We start from the raw sequence: 13,439 nt of genomic DNA, 5'->3' as shown, positions 1-13,439 counted from the left end.
CTCCCTAGCCCGACAGGTTGAAGTTTCCGTTGGCCCCATAGATCGCCAACGAGACCAGCAGTGTCACCGAGACGACGACGATCAGGGAGGTGCGCACCGCGATCCCCACCGCAACACCGACACCGGTGGGTCCACCGCTCGCGAAATAGCCGTAGTAGGTGTGGATGAACAGGATGGCCAGGGCCATCAACAGGGCCTGCAGAAACGACCACAACAGGTCCACGGGGTTCAAAAACGTTGTGAAGTAGTGGCTATACAGTCCTCCGGATTGCCCCATCACGACCACGGTGGTGAATTGGCTGGCCACGAATGACAAGATGACCGCTATTGAGTAGAGCGGGGTGATCGCGAGCATCCCGGCGATGATGCGGGTGCTGACCAGGTAGGAAACGGGCCGGATCGCCATGGTTTCCAGCGCATCGATTTCCTCGTTGATCCGCATCGCGCCCAGCTGCGCGGTCACCCCGGCGCCGAAGGTGGCGGCCAAGCCGATGCCGGCAACAATGGGTGCCGAGATACGGACGTTGATGAATGCAGCCAAAAACCCGGTCAGCGCCTCGATACCGATGTTGCCCAGCGAGCTGTACCCCTGAATGGCCAGCGTCCCTCCCGTGGCCAGCGTGAGAAATCCGACGATGACGACTGTGCCGCCGATCATCGCCAATGTCCCTGCACCCATGCTGATTTCGGCGATCAGCCGCACGATCTCTCGCCGATAGTGGATGGCTGCGAACCGGGCCCCGGCGATCGCCTTTGCGTAAAACAAGACATGGTCGCCGACAGCGCCCAGTGCGGTAACGGGTCGGTTGATCTCACGGACCAGGCTAGGGTAGGCCGTTCGAAGCGTCACGCCCATCTACTTCGCCGTCATCTGGATACCGATCGCGGTCACCACGACGTTGATGACAAACAACGACATGAACGCGTACACCACCGTTTCGTTGACCGCGTTGCCCACCGCCTTGGCGCCGCCGCCGCTGATCGTCAGCCCGCGATAGCAGGCGACCAGCCCGGCGACCAGACCGAACAGCAGCGCCTTGACCGACGAAATGATCAGTTCGGGAACCCCCGTGAGCAAGGTGATTCCGGCGGCGAATGCGCCGGGATTGACGTCCTGCACGAACACCGAGAAGAAATAGCCGCCCAGGATGCCGATGATGCAGACCAGGCTGTTGAGCAGCAGTGCCACCAGGCCCGAGGCCAACATGCGCGGTGTCACCAGCCGCTGAACCGGATTGATGCCCAACACCTCCAGCGCGTCGATCTCCTCGCGGATGGTGCGTGAACCCAGGTCTGCACACATCGCTGTGGCGCCCGCGCCAGCCACGATCAGCACCGTGACCAGGGGGCCAACTTGGGTGACCGCGCCGAAAGCCGCACCGGCGCCGGATAAGTCGGCGGCGCCCAGTTCGCGCAGCAGGATGTTCAGGGTGAAGCTGACCAGCACGGTGAACGGGATGGCGACCAGCAGTGTGGGCATCAGCGATACCCGTGCGACGAACCACGACTGGTCCAAAAGCTCGCGCCACTGAAATGGCTTGCGGAGGGCGAACTTTGCGGCGTCAGCGGCCATCGCGACCAAGCCGCCGATGGCCTGCATCGGCGCCGCCAGCCTCGTGCCGAACAGCGGAAGCCCCGCAGACCAAGGCGCTGGCACCTTACTGACCACGGGCTCTGGCTCCTCCGAATCGTCAACAGCGGTCGCTGCAGCCAGGGGTGGATGTTTTCAACCACTCCGATCCCGGCTGCGTCGAGCAGCACCCTCTCAGTCGGGTGAGATCTAGACCACAGGATGTCCCGCCCACCGGGAGGCTTATCCATCGCCGCAGCGTGCCCGGGCTTCAGCGTGGCCTCGGTGCCATCGAAAGCGTCGTGCGCCACTCGAAGGACCACCCACCGGGACACACACCTGACATTTCAAAGTTCGCGGCGCAGGATCCGCGTGTGAACAGTCAGCAGAGATATACGAATCGGCGGGTCCTGGTTACCGGAGGCGGGTCGGGGATCGGACAGGCAACCGTTCTTCGTGTCCTCGACGAGGGCGGAAGGGTGGTCGCCGCAGACATCAGTGAATCCGGGTTAAAGGACACGCTGGCCAAAGCCGACGCTTACGGCGATCGACTCACGACGTTGATTGTCGATATCGGCGCCGAGCAGTCCGTGCGCGACGCGCTCACGAGCGCGATCGCCACACTCGGCGGGCTCGATACGTTGGTTAATGCGGCGGGGATCCTGCGCTCAGGCCACCTCCTGCAGACGACGGTGGCCGACTTCGAGCAGGTGATCCGGATCAATCTCATCGGCACTTTCCTGATGATCCGCGAAGCTATCCCGGCGTTGCGTCGCGGCGTCGGTCCGGCGGTAGTCAACTTCAGCTCCACCTCGGCGGCCTTCGCACACCCCTACATGTGTGCCTATGCAGCATCCAAAGGTGGCATCCAGGCGATGACCCATGCGCTGGCCATGGAGTTCAGCAAAGAGGGCATCCGATTCAACTGCGTGCAGCCAGGGTCGATCTCCTCGGGAATGACCGACGGCACGGGCGAATCCAAGCAAAGTGTGGGGCCCGGACTACCCGCCGACGCCGACTTTGCGTTATTCGGCAAGGTCCAACCGGTGCTGGCGCAGCCGGGCGGCGCGGTCTTCGCCAAGCCGGACGCAGTCGCCGCCGTGGTGGCCATGCTCGGATGCCCCGACGCCTACTTCATCACAGGCACCGAGGTCCGCGTCGACGGCGGGTCACACATGTGAGCTCCATCGTCGCGGAATAAAAACGTCGCCTTCTGAACATTGCCCCCGGTTGCGCCGCCGCGCAGCAGGTTCCGACTACTCCCCTGATCTGAACGGAGTGAAGGTGAAGGCCCTCACGTTGAGTCTCTCGCTGATGCTGGCCGCGTTGTCACTGACGCCGGTGGCCCGCGCCGCGATGCCGACCGGCAATTACCAACTACTCATCACCGGCAGATATGACTTCCACACCTGGATTTGGGCAATTTCGCGGTGCGACGGTAACTGTGTCGGTGTGCACGCCATACCCCAACCCGTTGCCAAGGCGTTCGAGTACAACGGTGCCGCGCAGTTCGCCGACGGCCGCTATACCTTGACTGTCGACGTTCCCGACGGCCTGCGTTGTGGTGACATCTATTACGGCCCCGTCATCGCCACCCACGACACCTACTCGTGGGATGCCACCACCCTAGTGGGTTCGTTGGACTCCTCATTCGCGTCGGGCTGCAACGGTTCACCCGGCGGGACCAACACGTACCCCTTCACGCTGGTGCGGATGTAGATCACAGATTCGACGCCGACCCTTCGCCCACCGGACGCGACCCACGTGTGTGATCGAGATGACTCCCGGTGTGCGGACACCGACCAACCCCGTGCCGATCAGCCACTCCCATGATGGTCGACATTGGAATGCGGGATTAGGGAAGGCATCACGATGGACACACCAGATACTTTGCACACCCCTGGGTACTGGGGACGCGGTTTGCCAAAGAGATCCTTCACACCGGCGACAGGTTCAACGCCCAGCGCGCTTATCAGGTCGGAATGGTGAACCAAGTCGTCCCTCGCTCACTGCACAGGAACGAAACCCTCAGTCTGGCGACACGTGTCGCCGCGATGCCGCCCTTTGGTCTCCCGCTGGCCAAGCGAGCGGTCAACCAATGCGAAGACCACATGGGATTGCGCAACGGGATGGATGCCGTCTTCGGGCTGCATCACTTCGCGCGCGCCCACAACGCCGAAATCGGTGTCGGTTCACTCAGCGGAATGGACGCCAAGGCTATGGCCGCACCGCCGCGCGGACAGGAACCCACTTCCAGTGCTTAGCAACGAAATACGCTTCGGACTAGCCGCTTCCTTGGCGCAGGCCGAGCGCAGCCGTGAGCCCATCACACCGTTGACGGCCGGTTACCCGGACATCGATGTGGTCGACGCGTATGAGATTCAGCTGATCAATATCCGTCAGCGCGTGGCCGAGGGGGCCCGGGTGGTGGGCCACAAAGTGGGCCTGTCGTCGGTGGCGATGCAGCAGATGATGGGGGTCGACGAGCCGGATTATGGCCACTTGCTCGACGAGATGCAGGTGTTCGAGGACGTCCCGGTCAAGGCGGGTCGTTACCTGTATCCGCGGGTGGAGGTGGAGGTCGGTTTCATCTTGTCCGACGACCTGCCCGGCGCCGGGTGTACTGAGGACGACGTGCTGGCGGCCACCGAGGCGCTGGTGCCGTCGATCGAGCTGATCGATACCCGCATCATCGATTGGAAGATCGCGCTGTGTGACACCATCGCCGACAACGCCTCCTCGGCGGGGTTCGTGCTCGGGCAGGCGAGGGTGTCGCCGGCGAACGTCGACGTCAAGGCGATCGATGCGGTGCTGACCCGCAACGGCGAGGTGATCGCCGAGGGTCGCAGCGACGCCGTGCTGGGCAACCCCGTCACGGCGGTCGCGTGGTTGTCCCGCAAGGTGGAAAGTTTCGGGGTGCGGCTGCGAAAAGGTGACATCGTGTTACCGGGATCGTGCACGCGGGCGATCGATGCGCGCGCCGGTGACGAGTTCGTCGCCGACTTCACGGGTCTTGGCCCCGTCCGTTTGTCGTTCGAGTAAAGGAAGTAGCCATGCCCGCGAAAAAGACTGTGGCCATTGTCGGGTCGGGGAATATCAGTACCGATCTGCTGTACAAGCTGCTGCGATCGGACTGGCTGGAGCCGCGCTGGATGGTGGGCATCGATCCGGAAAGCGAGGGGTTGGCGCGGGCCCGCAGGCTGGGCCTCGAGACCACCCACGAGGGGGTGGACTGGTTGCTGGCGCAGCCGGAGAAACCCGATCTGGTGTTCGAGGCGACCAGTGCGTATGTGCATCGGGACGCGGCGCCGAAATATGAGGCTGCGGGCATTCGGGCGATCGACCTGACGCCGGCCGCGGTGGGCCCGGCGGTGATCCCGCCGGCGAACCTGCGTGCGCACCTCGAGGCGCCCAATGTGAACATGATCACCTGTGGCGGGCAGGCGACGATCCCGATCGTGTACGCGGTGTCTCGGGTGGTGGAGGTGCCGTACGCGGAGATTGTCGCGTCGGTGGCTTCGGTGTCCGCGGGTCCGGGGACGCGGGCGAACATCGATGAGTTCACCAAGACCACCAGCCGGGGTGTGCAGACCATCGGCGGCGCGACACGCGGTAAGGCGATCATCATCCTGAACCCTGCTGATCCGCCGATGATCATGCGCGACACCATTTTCTGCGCCATTCCCGAGGACGCCGACCGCGACGCGATCGCGGCGTCCATCCATGATGTGGTGGCCGAGGTGCAGACCTATGTGCCGGGCTACCGGCTGCTCAACGAGCCGCAGTTCGACGACCCGTCGCTCAACTCGGGCGGGCAGGCCTTGGTCACCACCTTCGTCGAGGTCGAGGGTGCCGGGGATTATCTGCCGCCGTATGCGGGCAACCTGGACATCATGACCGCGGCGGCCACCAAGGTCGGTGAGGAGATCGCCAAGGAGTCCCTGTCGGCGACGACGGGAGGAGCGCAGGCATGAGTGCTGACATTTTCTTCGACCCGATCTGGGACGTGCGGATGACCGACACCTCGCTGCGGGACGGGTCGCACCACAAGCGCCACCAGTTCACCACGGACGAGGTGGGCGCGATCGTGGCCGCGCTGGACGCCGCGGGCGTGCCGGTGATCGAGGTGACCCACGGTGATGGGCTGGGCGGCTCGAGCTTGAACTACGGGTTGTCCAAGACCCCCGAGCAGGAGCTGATCAAGCTCGCGGCCGAGACGGCCAAAGAGGCCAAGATCGCGTTCTTGATGCTGCCCGGGGTGGGCACCAAAGAGGACATCAAGGAAGCCCAGGACAACGGCGGGTCGATCTGTCGGATCGCGACGCATTGCACCGAGGCCGATGTGTCGATCCAGCACTTCGGGTTGGCCCGTGAGTTGGGTCTGGAAACGGTCGGCTTTTTGATGATGTCGCACACCATCTCCCCGGAGAAGCTGGCCGTCCAGGCGCGCATCATGGCTGACGCCGGATGCCAGTGCGTCTATGTGGTCGACTCGGCCGGGGCGTTGGTCCTCGAAGGGGTGCGTGAGCGGGTGGGTGCGCTGGTCGCCGAGCTGGGCGATGACGCCCAGGTCGGTTTCCACGGTCATGAAAACCTCGGCCTGGGGGTGGCCAACTCGGTGGAGGCCGTGCGCGCCGGGGCCAAGCAGATCGACGGCTCGTGCCGCCGGTTCGGGGCCGGTGCGGGCAACGCGCCGGTCGAGGCCCTGATCGGGGTGTTCGACAAGATCGGCGTGAAGACCGGCATCGACTTCTTCGACATCGCCGACGCCGCCGAGGACGTCGTGCGCCCGGCCATGCCGGCCGAATGCGTACTGGACCGCAACGCCCTGATCATGGGCTACTCGGGTGTCTACTCCAGCTTCCTCAAACACGCCGTGCGCCAGGCCGAACGCTACGGCGTGCCCGCCCACGCGCTGCTACACCGCGCCGGCCAACGCAAGCTCATCGGCGGCCAGGAAGACCAGCTCATCGACATCGCCCTGGAAATCAAACGCGAGCAAGAAAGCGGCGGCGCCCGCGCGCGCTGACCCGCCGCTTCGCACAGGCTGCTTGGCCATCCAAAGCCCGATCAGTGGAACACCGTTTCCATTTCGTCGAGGCGACGTGGCACAGTCTGACCCGTGACCCGCGCTTCAGAGCTGAGCACGCTCACCGAACACGACCTGCGTGAAATCAGCACCGAAAAGGGCGTTTTGCGCTACTACGACAGCGTCGGCCCCGATTCGGCGCCGACGCTGCTGTTCCTGCACGGGTCAGGGCCCGGCGTCACCGGATGGCGCAACTTCCGCGGCGTGCTGCCCACCTTCGCCGCCCACTACCGATGCCTGATCCTGGAATTCCCCGGCTTCGGGGTCAGCGACGACTTCGGCGGCCATCCGATGGTCACCGCCTTCGGCACCGTCGCGCCGTTCTTGGATGCGTTGGGCCTCGAGAAGGTGCACATCGTCGGCAACTCGATGGGTGGCGGCGTCGGCATCAACTTCGCCATCCACAACCCCGGCCGCGTCGGCCGACTGGTGACTATCGGCGGGATCGGCACCAACATCTTCAGCCCCAGCCCCAGCGAAGGCATTCGGCTGCTGCAGGAATTCGTCGAGGACCCCACCCGGCAGCGGCTCGTCGACTGGCTCAAGTCGATGGTCTATGACCAGGCTCTGGTCACCGAGCAGCTGATCGAGGAACGCTGGGAGCTGGCCACCAACCCCGACACCCTGGCCGCCGCGCGACGGATGTACGGCAAGGCGGCGTTCGCCGCGATGAACGCCGCGATGAACGCCTCTGACCAGCCCCTGCCCTGGGCGAGCATGCACAAGCTCACCGCACCCACCCTGCTGACCTGGGGCCGCGACGATAGGGTGAGCCCGCCCGACATGGCGCTCATCCCGATGCGCACCATTCCGAACGCCGAATTGCACATCTTCCCCAACTCGGGCCACTGGTCCATGATCGAGGCCAAGGACGCGTTCGAAAGCACTGTGCTGGCATTCCTTTCGCGGCCCAGCGGATGAACCGGCGCCGATTATGTCTCAGATCACCAGTCCTGCCACGGGATGATCGTCTGCAGTGGTGTGCTGATCATGACCTCTCCGGAGACAGCTGAATCCGGCCGCTTTGCTTCGGCCGCGTGGATATCGTCGCGCACTCGCAGGGAGGTGGCGACCGGATCGTCGTCGAGATAGAGGAGGCGGATACGCAGTGCGCCTCGGGCATCCGCGGCGCCGGAACGCCGAAGCCCTAGGCCGTCGTCCTGATGGCGGACCAGTGAAAAGGTCCACGCCCCAGCCACTCCCGGGATGTCAAGGAGTTCCGGGATGAGGATGCGGTCTTCCCAACGGTGACTCTCGTGTGTATCCGCGCCGAGCGGATCGGCGAACCTAGTCATCGTCAGGTGCAACCCGCGGTTGGGGCGATATGGGATCACAGCGGGCGATACCAACGAGGACGCCGCCGCGTATCCCTTGACCGGCCGGAAGAACGCCAACAACGTCCGGCGCACACCCGGAATCATCGGGCCCCGACCCCACTCAAACGAGTCCACGCCCAACTGTTCCCATTCGCGTACTGCTTGCCTGACGGGGTTGCGGAACCAGTACATAGCGACGTAATCCGTATCGGCCAGTTCCGCATCGGCGACCGAGGTGACGCGGCACTCGGCCGTGCGCGCCCACCGATCACCCCAGGCGACGCCCGGTAGCGCCAGGTTCTCCGGTCGATGGTCGAGTTGATGCCATGCGTTATAGCGGCGATGCAGCTCGGGCTCGGGATCATCCAGCGCGACAAACGAAAAGAAGGTTAGCGGGCAACCCCTCACGCCGCGGCCTCATCCAAGGCCGGCGCTGCCGCACCCGCGAGTCCGCGCCTCAATAGGGCGTGCGCGCCGGGTTGACCATCCAGGACGCGGCTTGTGCGTTTGCTGGGTCGCCATCGGGCATCGATCCGCTGCAGCTCGAAATGGTTTGCCGTAGCGCGCCATACGCGGTAGCCCGCGCCGGCGCGACCGAGCACGAGGGATTCGCCAGCGGTCTCGGCAATGATTGGCGCAGTCGACTGCGGATCAGTCAGATCCAGCGCCAAAGCACGGACCTCCGCACCAATCTCACGGCACTTCCGGGCTGTCGCTTCGAGTGGCCCCGGCTTGCGCGCAATCAGCACCAGGTTGCAGCCGCCACTCGCCAATTGCTGCGCAAATTCGGCGCCGACGCCCTCCGAGCCGCCGGCGATCACGGCCCATGGTCCATATTTAGCTAGATCAGCCATGCCGTCCTCCTATTGTTGGTCACCGTCCAGCTCGGCATCGACCGTGGCCGCCTCGACATCGCTGCGCACGCTGACGCGATGTTCTCCGGCTCCTGACATGGAGCTCATGATGGACAGGTCATCTAAACCTGACACCAGGGCTTCCGGTGGTCGGGAGGTTATCAACCCGGTGTCCGGTCACCGGGACGTCTAGATGGAGTGGTACCACCCAGCACCTACCCTCGGCATCCGTGGGCACCGGCAATGATGAGCGGTTGAGTCAAGACATCGACGTGGCGATCGTCGGCGCCGGCTTCGCCGGCCTCTACGCGCTGCACAAGCTGCGGTCCAACGGGCTGACGGCCAAAGTGTTAGAGGCCGGACCTGACATCGGTGGCACCTGGTATTTCAACCGTTACCCCGGCGCGCGCTGTGATGTCGAAAGCGTTGACTACTGCTACTCGTTTTCCGAAGAACTCCAACAGGAATGGGACTGGTCCGAAAAGTACGCCACCCAGGCTGAGATCCTCCGCTACATCAACTGGGTCGCCGACAAGTTGGACTTGCGCACAGACATCGCGCTGAATACCCGAGTGACATCCGCAGTGTTCGACGAGGAGCAGCTGCGTTGGACGGTGAGCACCGCGACGGGCGAACACGTCAAGGCCCGGTTTTGTCTGATGGCCACAGGTCCGCTGTCGGCCGCGATGACGCCACCTATCCCCGGCCTGGAAACTTTCACGGGCGCGATCCACCACACCGCCGCGTGGCCCGATGAGACGGTGGATTTTGCGGGCAAACGTGTCGCGGTGATCGGGACGGGGTCCTCCGGCATCCAATCCATCCCGATCATCGCCGAGGCGGCATCGCAACTCTACGTGTTCCAACGAACCCCAAATTACAGTGTGCCCGCGGGCAATCGGCCGCTCACCGACGAAGACCGCGCGGCGGTGAAGGCTAACTACGCCGAACGGCGTCGGCTGTCCTGGCACAGTTCAGGCGGCTCACCCCACGTCGCCCATCCGAAGCTGACGATGCAGGCCACGCCCGAGGAACGTCGCGCAGCGTTTCAACGGCGTTGGGATCTGGGCGGAGTGTTGTTTTCCAAGACCTTCACCGATCAGATGATCGACCCCGCGGCCAACGAGGAAGCGCGCAAGTTCTATGAGGAGAAGGTGCGCGCGATCATCGAGGATCCAGCGTTGGCCGACCTGCTGATCCCCACCGACCATCCGATCGGTACGAAGCGGATCTGTACCGACACCAACTACTTTGAGACATTTAACCGCTCGAACGTGAAACTGGTCAGCGTGCGCAACACACCGATCGTCTCCGTCGACGCCACCGGGATCAACACCACCGACGCACATTACGACCTGGACATGATCGTGCTCGCAACCGGTTTCGACGCGATGACCGGTGCACTGTCCAAAATCGACATCGTCGGCCGGGGCGGCGCGCGGCTGCGCGAGAGCTGGAGCAATGGGCCGCGCAGTTACCTGGGACTGGGCGTCGACGGCTTCCCCAACTTATTCCTGGTGTGCGGTCCAGGTTCTCCCGCGGTGCTGGCCAATATGGTGTTGCACGCCGAGGCACATGTGAATTGGATTGCCGACTGCATCGCCTATCTCGACGATCACGGCTACGCGGCCATCGAGGCGACCCCCGCCTCCGTCGACGACTGGGTCGCCGAGTGCGCTCGTCGGGCCGACGCCACGCTGTTCACCAAGGCGAACTCCTGGTATTTGGGCGCAAACGTGCCGGGCAAGCCTCGGGTGTTCATGCTTTTCATCGGCGGATTCGGGGTCTACCTGGACATCTGCAACGAGATCGCTGACGCCGGGTACAAGGGCTTCACTCTGATCAAGGCGGTGTGATGTCGGCGCTGCACGGCCGCGTGGCATTGGTGACCGGCGCCGGGCGGGGCACCGGACGTTGTCACTGCGAGCGGTTGGCCGACCAGGGCGCCGACATCATCGCGCTGGATGTGTCCGCAGCGGACGCCGACCTCGAGCAGACCGCCGCTGTGCGCCAGCGCGGCCGCCGTGTGGCAACCGGTCTGGCCGATGTCGGCGACTTCACGGCACTGGCGGCCGCGATGGATGCAGGCGTCGCCGAGCTGGGGCGCCTCGACATCGTAATCGCCAACGCGGGAATTCATACGGATAGCGCCCCGACGTGGGGGATCACCGCTGAGAGCCGGCAGCGCACATTGGACGTCAATTTGACCGGTGCCTGGCACAACGCAATGCCGCCGTGCGGCACCTTGGCGACGATGGCGGATCGATCGTGATCATCAGCTCTACCAACGGTATTCGCGGCACGGCCAACACCGCCCATTACACCGTCAGCACGCATGCGGTGGTCGGGCTGGCCCGCACCCTCGCCAACGAGCTGGGACCGCAAGGCGTCCGGGTCAGCACGGTGCACCGAGGCGCTGTTGGGGCCGCGATGGTGCTCAATGAGACTACCTTCAAACGCCTGCGACCCGATCCGGACCATCCGACGGCAGCCGACGCCGCTGAGGTGCTCACCGGTCGTAACCTGCTTGCGGTGCCGCGGCTCGAACCCGTCGACATCGCTAACGCCGTGGTGTTCTTAGCCTCCGACCAAGCCCGCTACATCACCGGCACGCAGCTCGTCGTCGACGCCGGACTATTGGCGAAGACTTAAGGCGAGAAACGTGGGCGTTTATGCGGTGACCGGAGCAGCCTCGGGCATGGGACATGCCGTCGCACAGAAATTGCGGGCGGCCGACCACCGCGTGATCGGTGTTGACCTTGCCGATGCCGAGGTCATCGCTGATCTGTCCACCCCGCAGGGACGCCTAGCGGCGGCCAATGCGGTATCGGCCGCCGCTGGTGGTCGACTCGATGGCGCGGTACTGGCCGCAGGCCTGGGCCCTACCCGAGGCCCGGACAGCGCACACCGGATCCTGGCGGTGAATTACCTTGGTGTGGTCGAATTGGCCCAGGCCTGGCGACCGGCCCTCGCGGCTGCCGGCAATGCGAAGGTTGTTGTTGTAAGCAGCAATTCGACGACTACGATGCCCGCCGTGCCCTCGCGCGCCGTGCGGGCGCTGCTGAATCACGATGTCGTCAAGGCCCACCGAGCGGTGCGGATGTTTTGGTCGGTCGCCCCCGCCATGGCCTACGGCGCATCCAAGATCGCGGTATCACGCTGGGTGCGGCGCACCGCGGTCACACCGGCATGGGCCGGCTCGGGTATTCGGCTTAACGCGATTGCCCCCGGGGCGGTGATGACACCGCTGCTGCAGCGGCAGTTGGCCACACCCCGTGAAGCCAAGGCCGTCCGTTCCTTCCCGCTGCCAGTCGGCGCGTTCGCCGACCCCGCCCAGTTAGCGGACTGGATGATCTTCATGCTGTCCGATGCTGCGGATTTTCTCTGTGGCAGCGTTCTTTTCGTCGACGGCGGATCTGACGCATATCTGCGCGCCGACGACTGGCCGCAACGGGTCCCCGCCGTCGGGCTGGCCCGGCATCTGTGGCGGCTGTACACATTTGAAGGTAGGCGATGCCAGGGCTGAGGGCCGCGCATTGGTGGTCACCGCAGCCACGGCCGCCAGAGTTCTCAGCGTCGTATGCCCATCGCGCCGCAGACCGGTGCCGCCCACTTCAGCGTCGAGGAGTAGGCGCTGTGCTCGGCGAAGCCAGTTGCGACATCAGCAGGCATCGCGACCGGGCGGCGATCGTCGAGATCGACATGGACAAGCACGATCTCCAGCGTTCCCGCCAGTTGCTGGCGGGAACGATTTACCAGAAATGACATCATGTGCACCACACGGGCTGAACTGTCCAGGACCCGGGCGTGCACATCGACCACATCGTGCTCGACGAGCTCGCTGTAATAGCGCAAGTGATGCTCGGCGGTAAAAACACCCAGCCGCCGCTCGGCCCGGTAGATGTCGTCAATCCCGATCCCGCGCACCAGAACATCGGCTGCGGCTGACCCGAAATCCAGGTAATGCACCACGTTCATGTGCCCGTTGGCATCGATGTGACTGCTGTCCACGTTCCGCTCTACCGCACAAGGCAATTGGGAAATCTGAGCGGCCTGGGGCGGGTGGTGTTCTGACGGCATCGCAGTCAGCAAACCCCGACAGCACCCGGGCCGGCAACCGCGACGAACCCGATGAGCCGGGCGTACATGCTGGTCCACTGTCGCTGATCGCGACCGCGCTGCAGGGCGCCAGCAGGCCACTCATAGCGCGCGAACTGACCGCTGACATGGATCGGCGCGCGGCAGTGGCGCCGATCCGCGCCCACTTCGGTGTGTGGTTCGCTGGCTCTGTTCACGGGCCCTCACGGTAGCGAAGTCGTGTGCTCTGCACTCGGCGCTTTCCCGGTCACCGGACGCCGGAATCGTCGTCTACGACCGCCCTTCAGGTGTGCCGTGGCTTCTCGCTTGGCGGTGATCTCGCGCGTCTCAATTCCCGAACGCCACAATTGCGTCCGCTCACCGGGATCATGTTCACGATCGCCACCCGCTGAGATACACCATGAGTGCGCCAACGGATGTAAAGGGGCGATAAGCATGAGCGAGCGGGTACTTGATCAGGTTGTGGCCATGGCCGACCAGTTGCGCGACCAGGCCGCCGAAGCCGAGCGGAT

At 64.4% G+C, this 13,439-nt stretch carries 14 protein-coding genes and 2 pseudogenes; 10 read left to right on the top strand and 6 right to left on the bottom strand.

Annotation, left to right across the window (positions count from 1 at the left end):
• Positions 1 to 4: 4 nt before the first annotated feature.
• A complete protein-coding gene (locus A5706_RS27325) occupies positions 5 to 856 on the bottom strand; it encodes an ABC transporter permease (RefSeq protein ID WP_068138148.1) in 852 nt (283 codons plus the stop codon).
• Positions 857 to 1,600 (bottom strand): ABC transporter permease, encoded by a 744-nt coding sequence (locus A5706_RS27320; protein ID WP_068138145.1) that lies wholly within the window; start codon positions 1,598 to 1,600, stop codon positions 857 to 859.
• Between the two features lie 344 nt (positions 1,601 to 1,944).
• On the opposite strand from A5706_RS27320, the gene A5706_RS27315 reads away from it, so the two are divergent.
• From A5706_RS27315 to A5706_RS27285, 7 genes and pseudogenes are all read left to right on the top strand, one after another.
• Positions 1,945 to 2,751: an SDR family NAD(P)-dependent oxidoreductase gene (locus A5706_RS27315; protein WP_068138289.1), complete on the top strand. Its 807-nt coding sequence runs from the start codon at positions 1,945 to 1,947 to the stop codon at positions 2,749 to 2,751.
• Positions 2,752 to 2,884: 133 nt separating this feature from the next.
• The gene (locus A5706_RS27310) at positions 2,885 to 3,289 is read left to right on the top strand and encodes a hypothetical protein (RefSeq protein WP_068138286.1); all 405 of its coding nucleotides are present in this window, start codon (positions 2,885 to 2,887) and stop codon (positions 3,287 to 3,289) included.
• A 167-nt stretch (positions 3,290 to 3,456) separates the two neighbouring features.
• Positions 3,457 to 3,834 (top strand): annotated as a pseudogene (locus A5706_RS27305) (enoyl-CoA hydratase-related protein); the annotation flags it as partial.
• Positions 3,827 to 4,612: a 2-keto-4-pentenoate hydratase gene (locus A5706_RS27300; protein ID WP_068138142.1), complete on the top strand. Its 786-nt coding sequence runs from the start codon at positions 3,827 to 3,829 to the stop codon at positions 4,610 to 4,612. The pseudogene A5706_RS27305 and the gene A5706_RS27300, both read left to right, overlap by 8 nt.
• 11 nt (positions 4,613 to 4,623) lie before the next feature.
• Positions 4,624 to 5,544, top strand: a complete 921-nt coding sequence (locus A5706_RS27295; protein ID WP_068138138.1) for an acetaldehyde dehydrogenase (acetylating) — start codon at positions 4,624 to 4,626, stop codon at positions 5,542 to 5,544.
• Positions 5,541 to 6,599: a 4-hydroxy-2-oxovalerate aldolase gene (gene dmpG / locus A5706_RS27290; RefSeq protein WP_068138136.1), complete on the top strand. Its 1,059-nt coding sequence runs from the start codon at positions 5,541 to 5,543 to the stop codon at positions 6,597 to 6,599. The genes A5706_RS27295 and dmpG overlap by 4 nt, the downstream gene beginning before the upstream one ends.
• 93 nt (positions 6,600 to 6,692) lie before the next feature.
• A complete protein-coding gene (locus A5706_RS27285; RefSeq protein ID WP_197518005.1) occupies positions 6,693 to 7,580 on the top strand; it encodes an alpha/beta fold hydrolase in 888 nt (295 codons plus the stop codon).
• A gap of 23 nt (positions 7,581 to 7,603) precedes the next feature.
• On the opposite strand, the gene A5706_RS27280 is transcribed toward A5706_RS27285, so the two are convergent.
• Together A5706_RS27280 and A5706_RS35360 are read right to left on the bottom strand one after the other, a co-directional pair.
• Positions 7,604 to 8,383, bottom strand: a complete 780-nt coding sequence (locus tag A5706_RS27280; RefSeq protein WP_068138135.1) for a hypothetical protein — start codon at positions 8,381 to 8,383, stop codon at positions 7,604 to 7,606.
• Positions 8,380 to 8,829 carry an SDR family NAD(P)-dependent oxidoreductase gene (locus A5706_RS35360; protein ID WP_082964681.1) on the bottom strand — a complete coding sequence of 150 codons (450 nt, stop codon included), beginning with the start codon at positions 8,827 to 8,829 and terminating at the stop codon, positions 8,380 to 8,382. The genes A5706_RS27280 and A5706_RS35360 overlap by 4 nt, the downstream gene beginning before the upstream one ends.
• Before the next feature lie 230 nt (positions 8,830 to 9,059).
• Here A5706_RS35360 and A5706_RS27265 point away from each other — a divergent pair, with 230 nt between their 5' ends.
• The 3 genes and pseudogenes from A5706_RS27265 to A5706_RS27255 all read left to right on the top strand — a co-directional run bounded on the left by A5706_RS27265 (position 9,060) and on the right by A5706_RS27255 (position 12,355).
• On the top strand, positions 9,060 to 10,685 hold the full coding sequence (locus A5706_RS27265; RefSeq protein WP_068138134.1) for an NAD(P)/FAD-dependent oxidoreductase: 1,626 nt from the start codon (positions 9,060 to 9,062) through the stop codon (positions 10,683 to 10,685).
• A pseudogene (locus A5706_RS27260) lies at positions 10,685 to 11,481 on the top strand (SDR family oxidoreductase). The gene A5706_RS27265 and the pseudogene A5706_RS27260 overlap by 1 nt, the downstream one beginning before the upstream one ends.
• A gap of 10 nt (positions 11,482 to 11,491) precedes the next feature.
• Positions 11,492 to 12,355 carry an SDR family oxidoreductase gene (locus A5706_RS27255; protein WP_068138133.1) on the top strand — a complete coding sequence of 288 codons (864 nt, stop codon included), beginning with the start codon at positions 11,492 to 11,494 and terminating at the stop codon, positions 12,353 to 12,355.
• A gap of 44 nt (positions 12,356 to 12,399) precedes the next feature.
• Here the strand turns inward: A5706_RS27255 and A5706_RS27250 are convergent, their stop codons facing one another.
• Positions 12,400 to 12,840, bottom strand: coding sequence for a thioesterase family protein (locus A5706_RS27250; RefSeq protein ID WP_231985433.1), 441 nt, complete (start codon positions 12,838 to 12,840; stop codon positions 12,400 to 12,402).
• A 74-nt stretch (positions 12,841 to 12,914) separates the two neighbouring features.
• Positions 12,915 to 13,124: a hypothetical protein gene (locus A5706_RS33295; RefSeq protein ID WP_156767368.1), complete on the bottom strand. Its 210-nt coding sequence runs from the start codon at positions 13,122 to 13,124 to the stop codon at positions 12,915 to 12,917.
• Between the last annotated feature and the right edge of the window lie 315 nt (positions 13,125 to 13,439).

This window comes from Mycobacterium sp. E796 (assembly GCF_001672815.1).
GTDB lineage: Bacteria > Actinomycetota > Actinomycetes > Mycobacteriales > Mycobacteriaceae > Mycobacterium.
The sequence above is the reverse complement of the archived record's forward strand: the minus strand, read 5'-3'. Positions and strand labels throughout refer to the sequence as shown.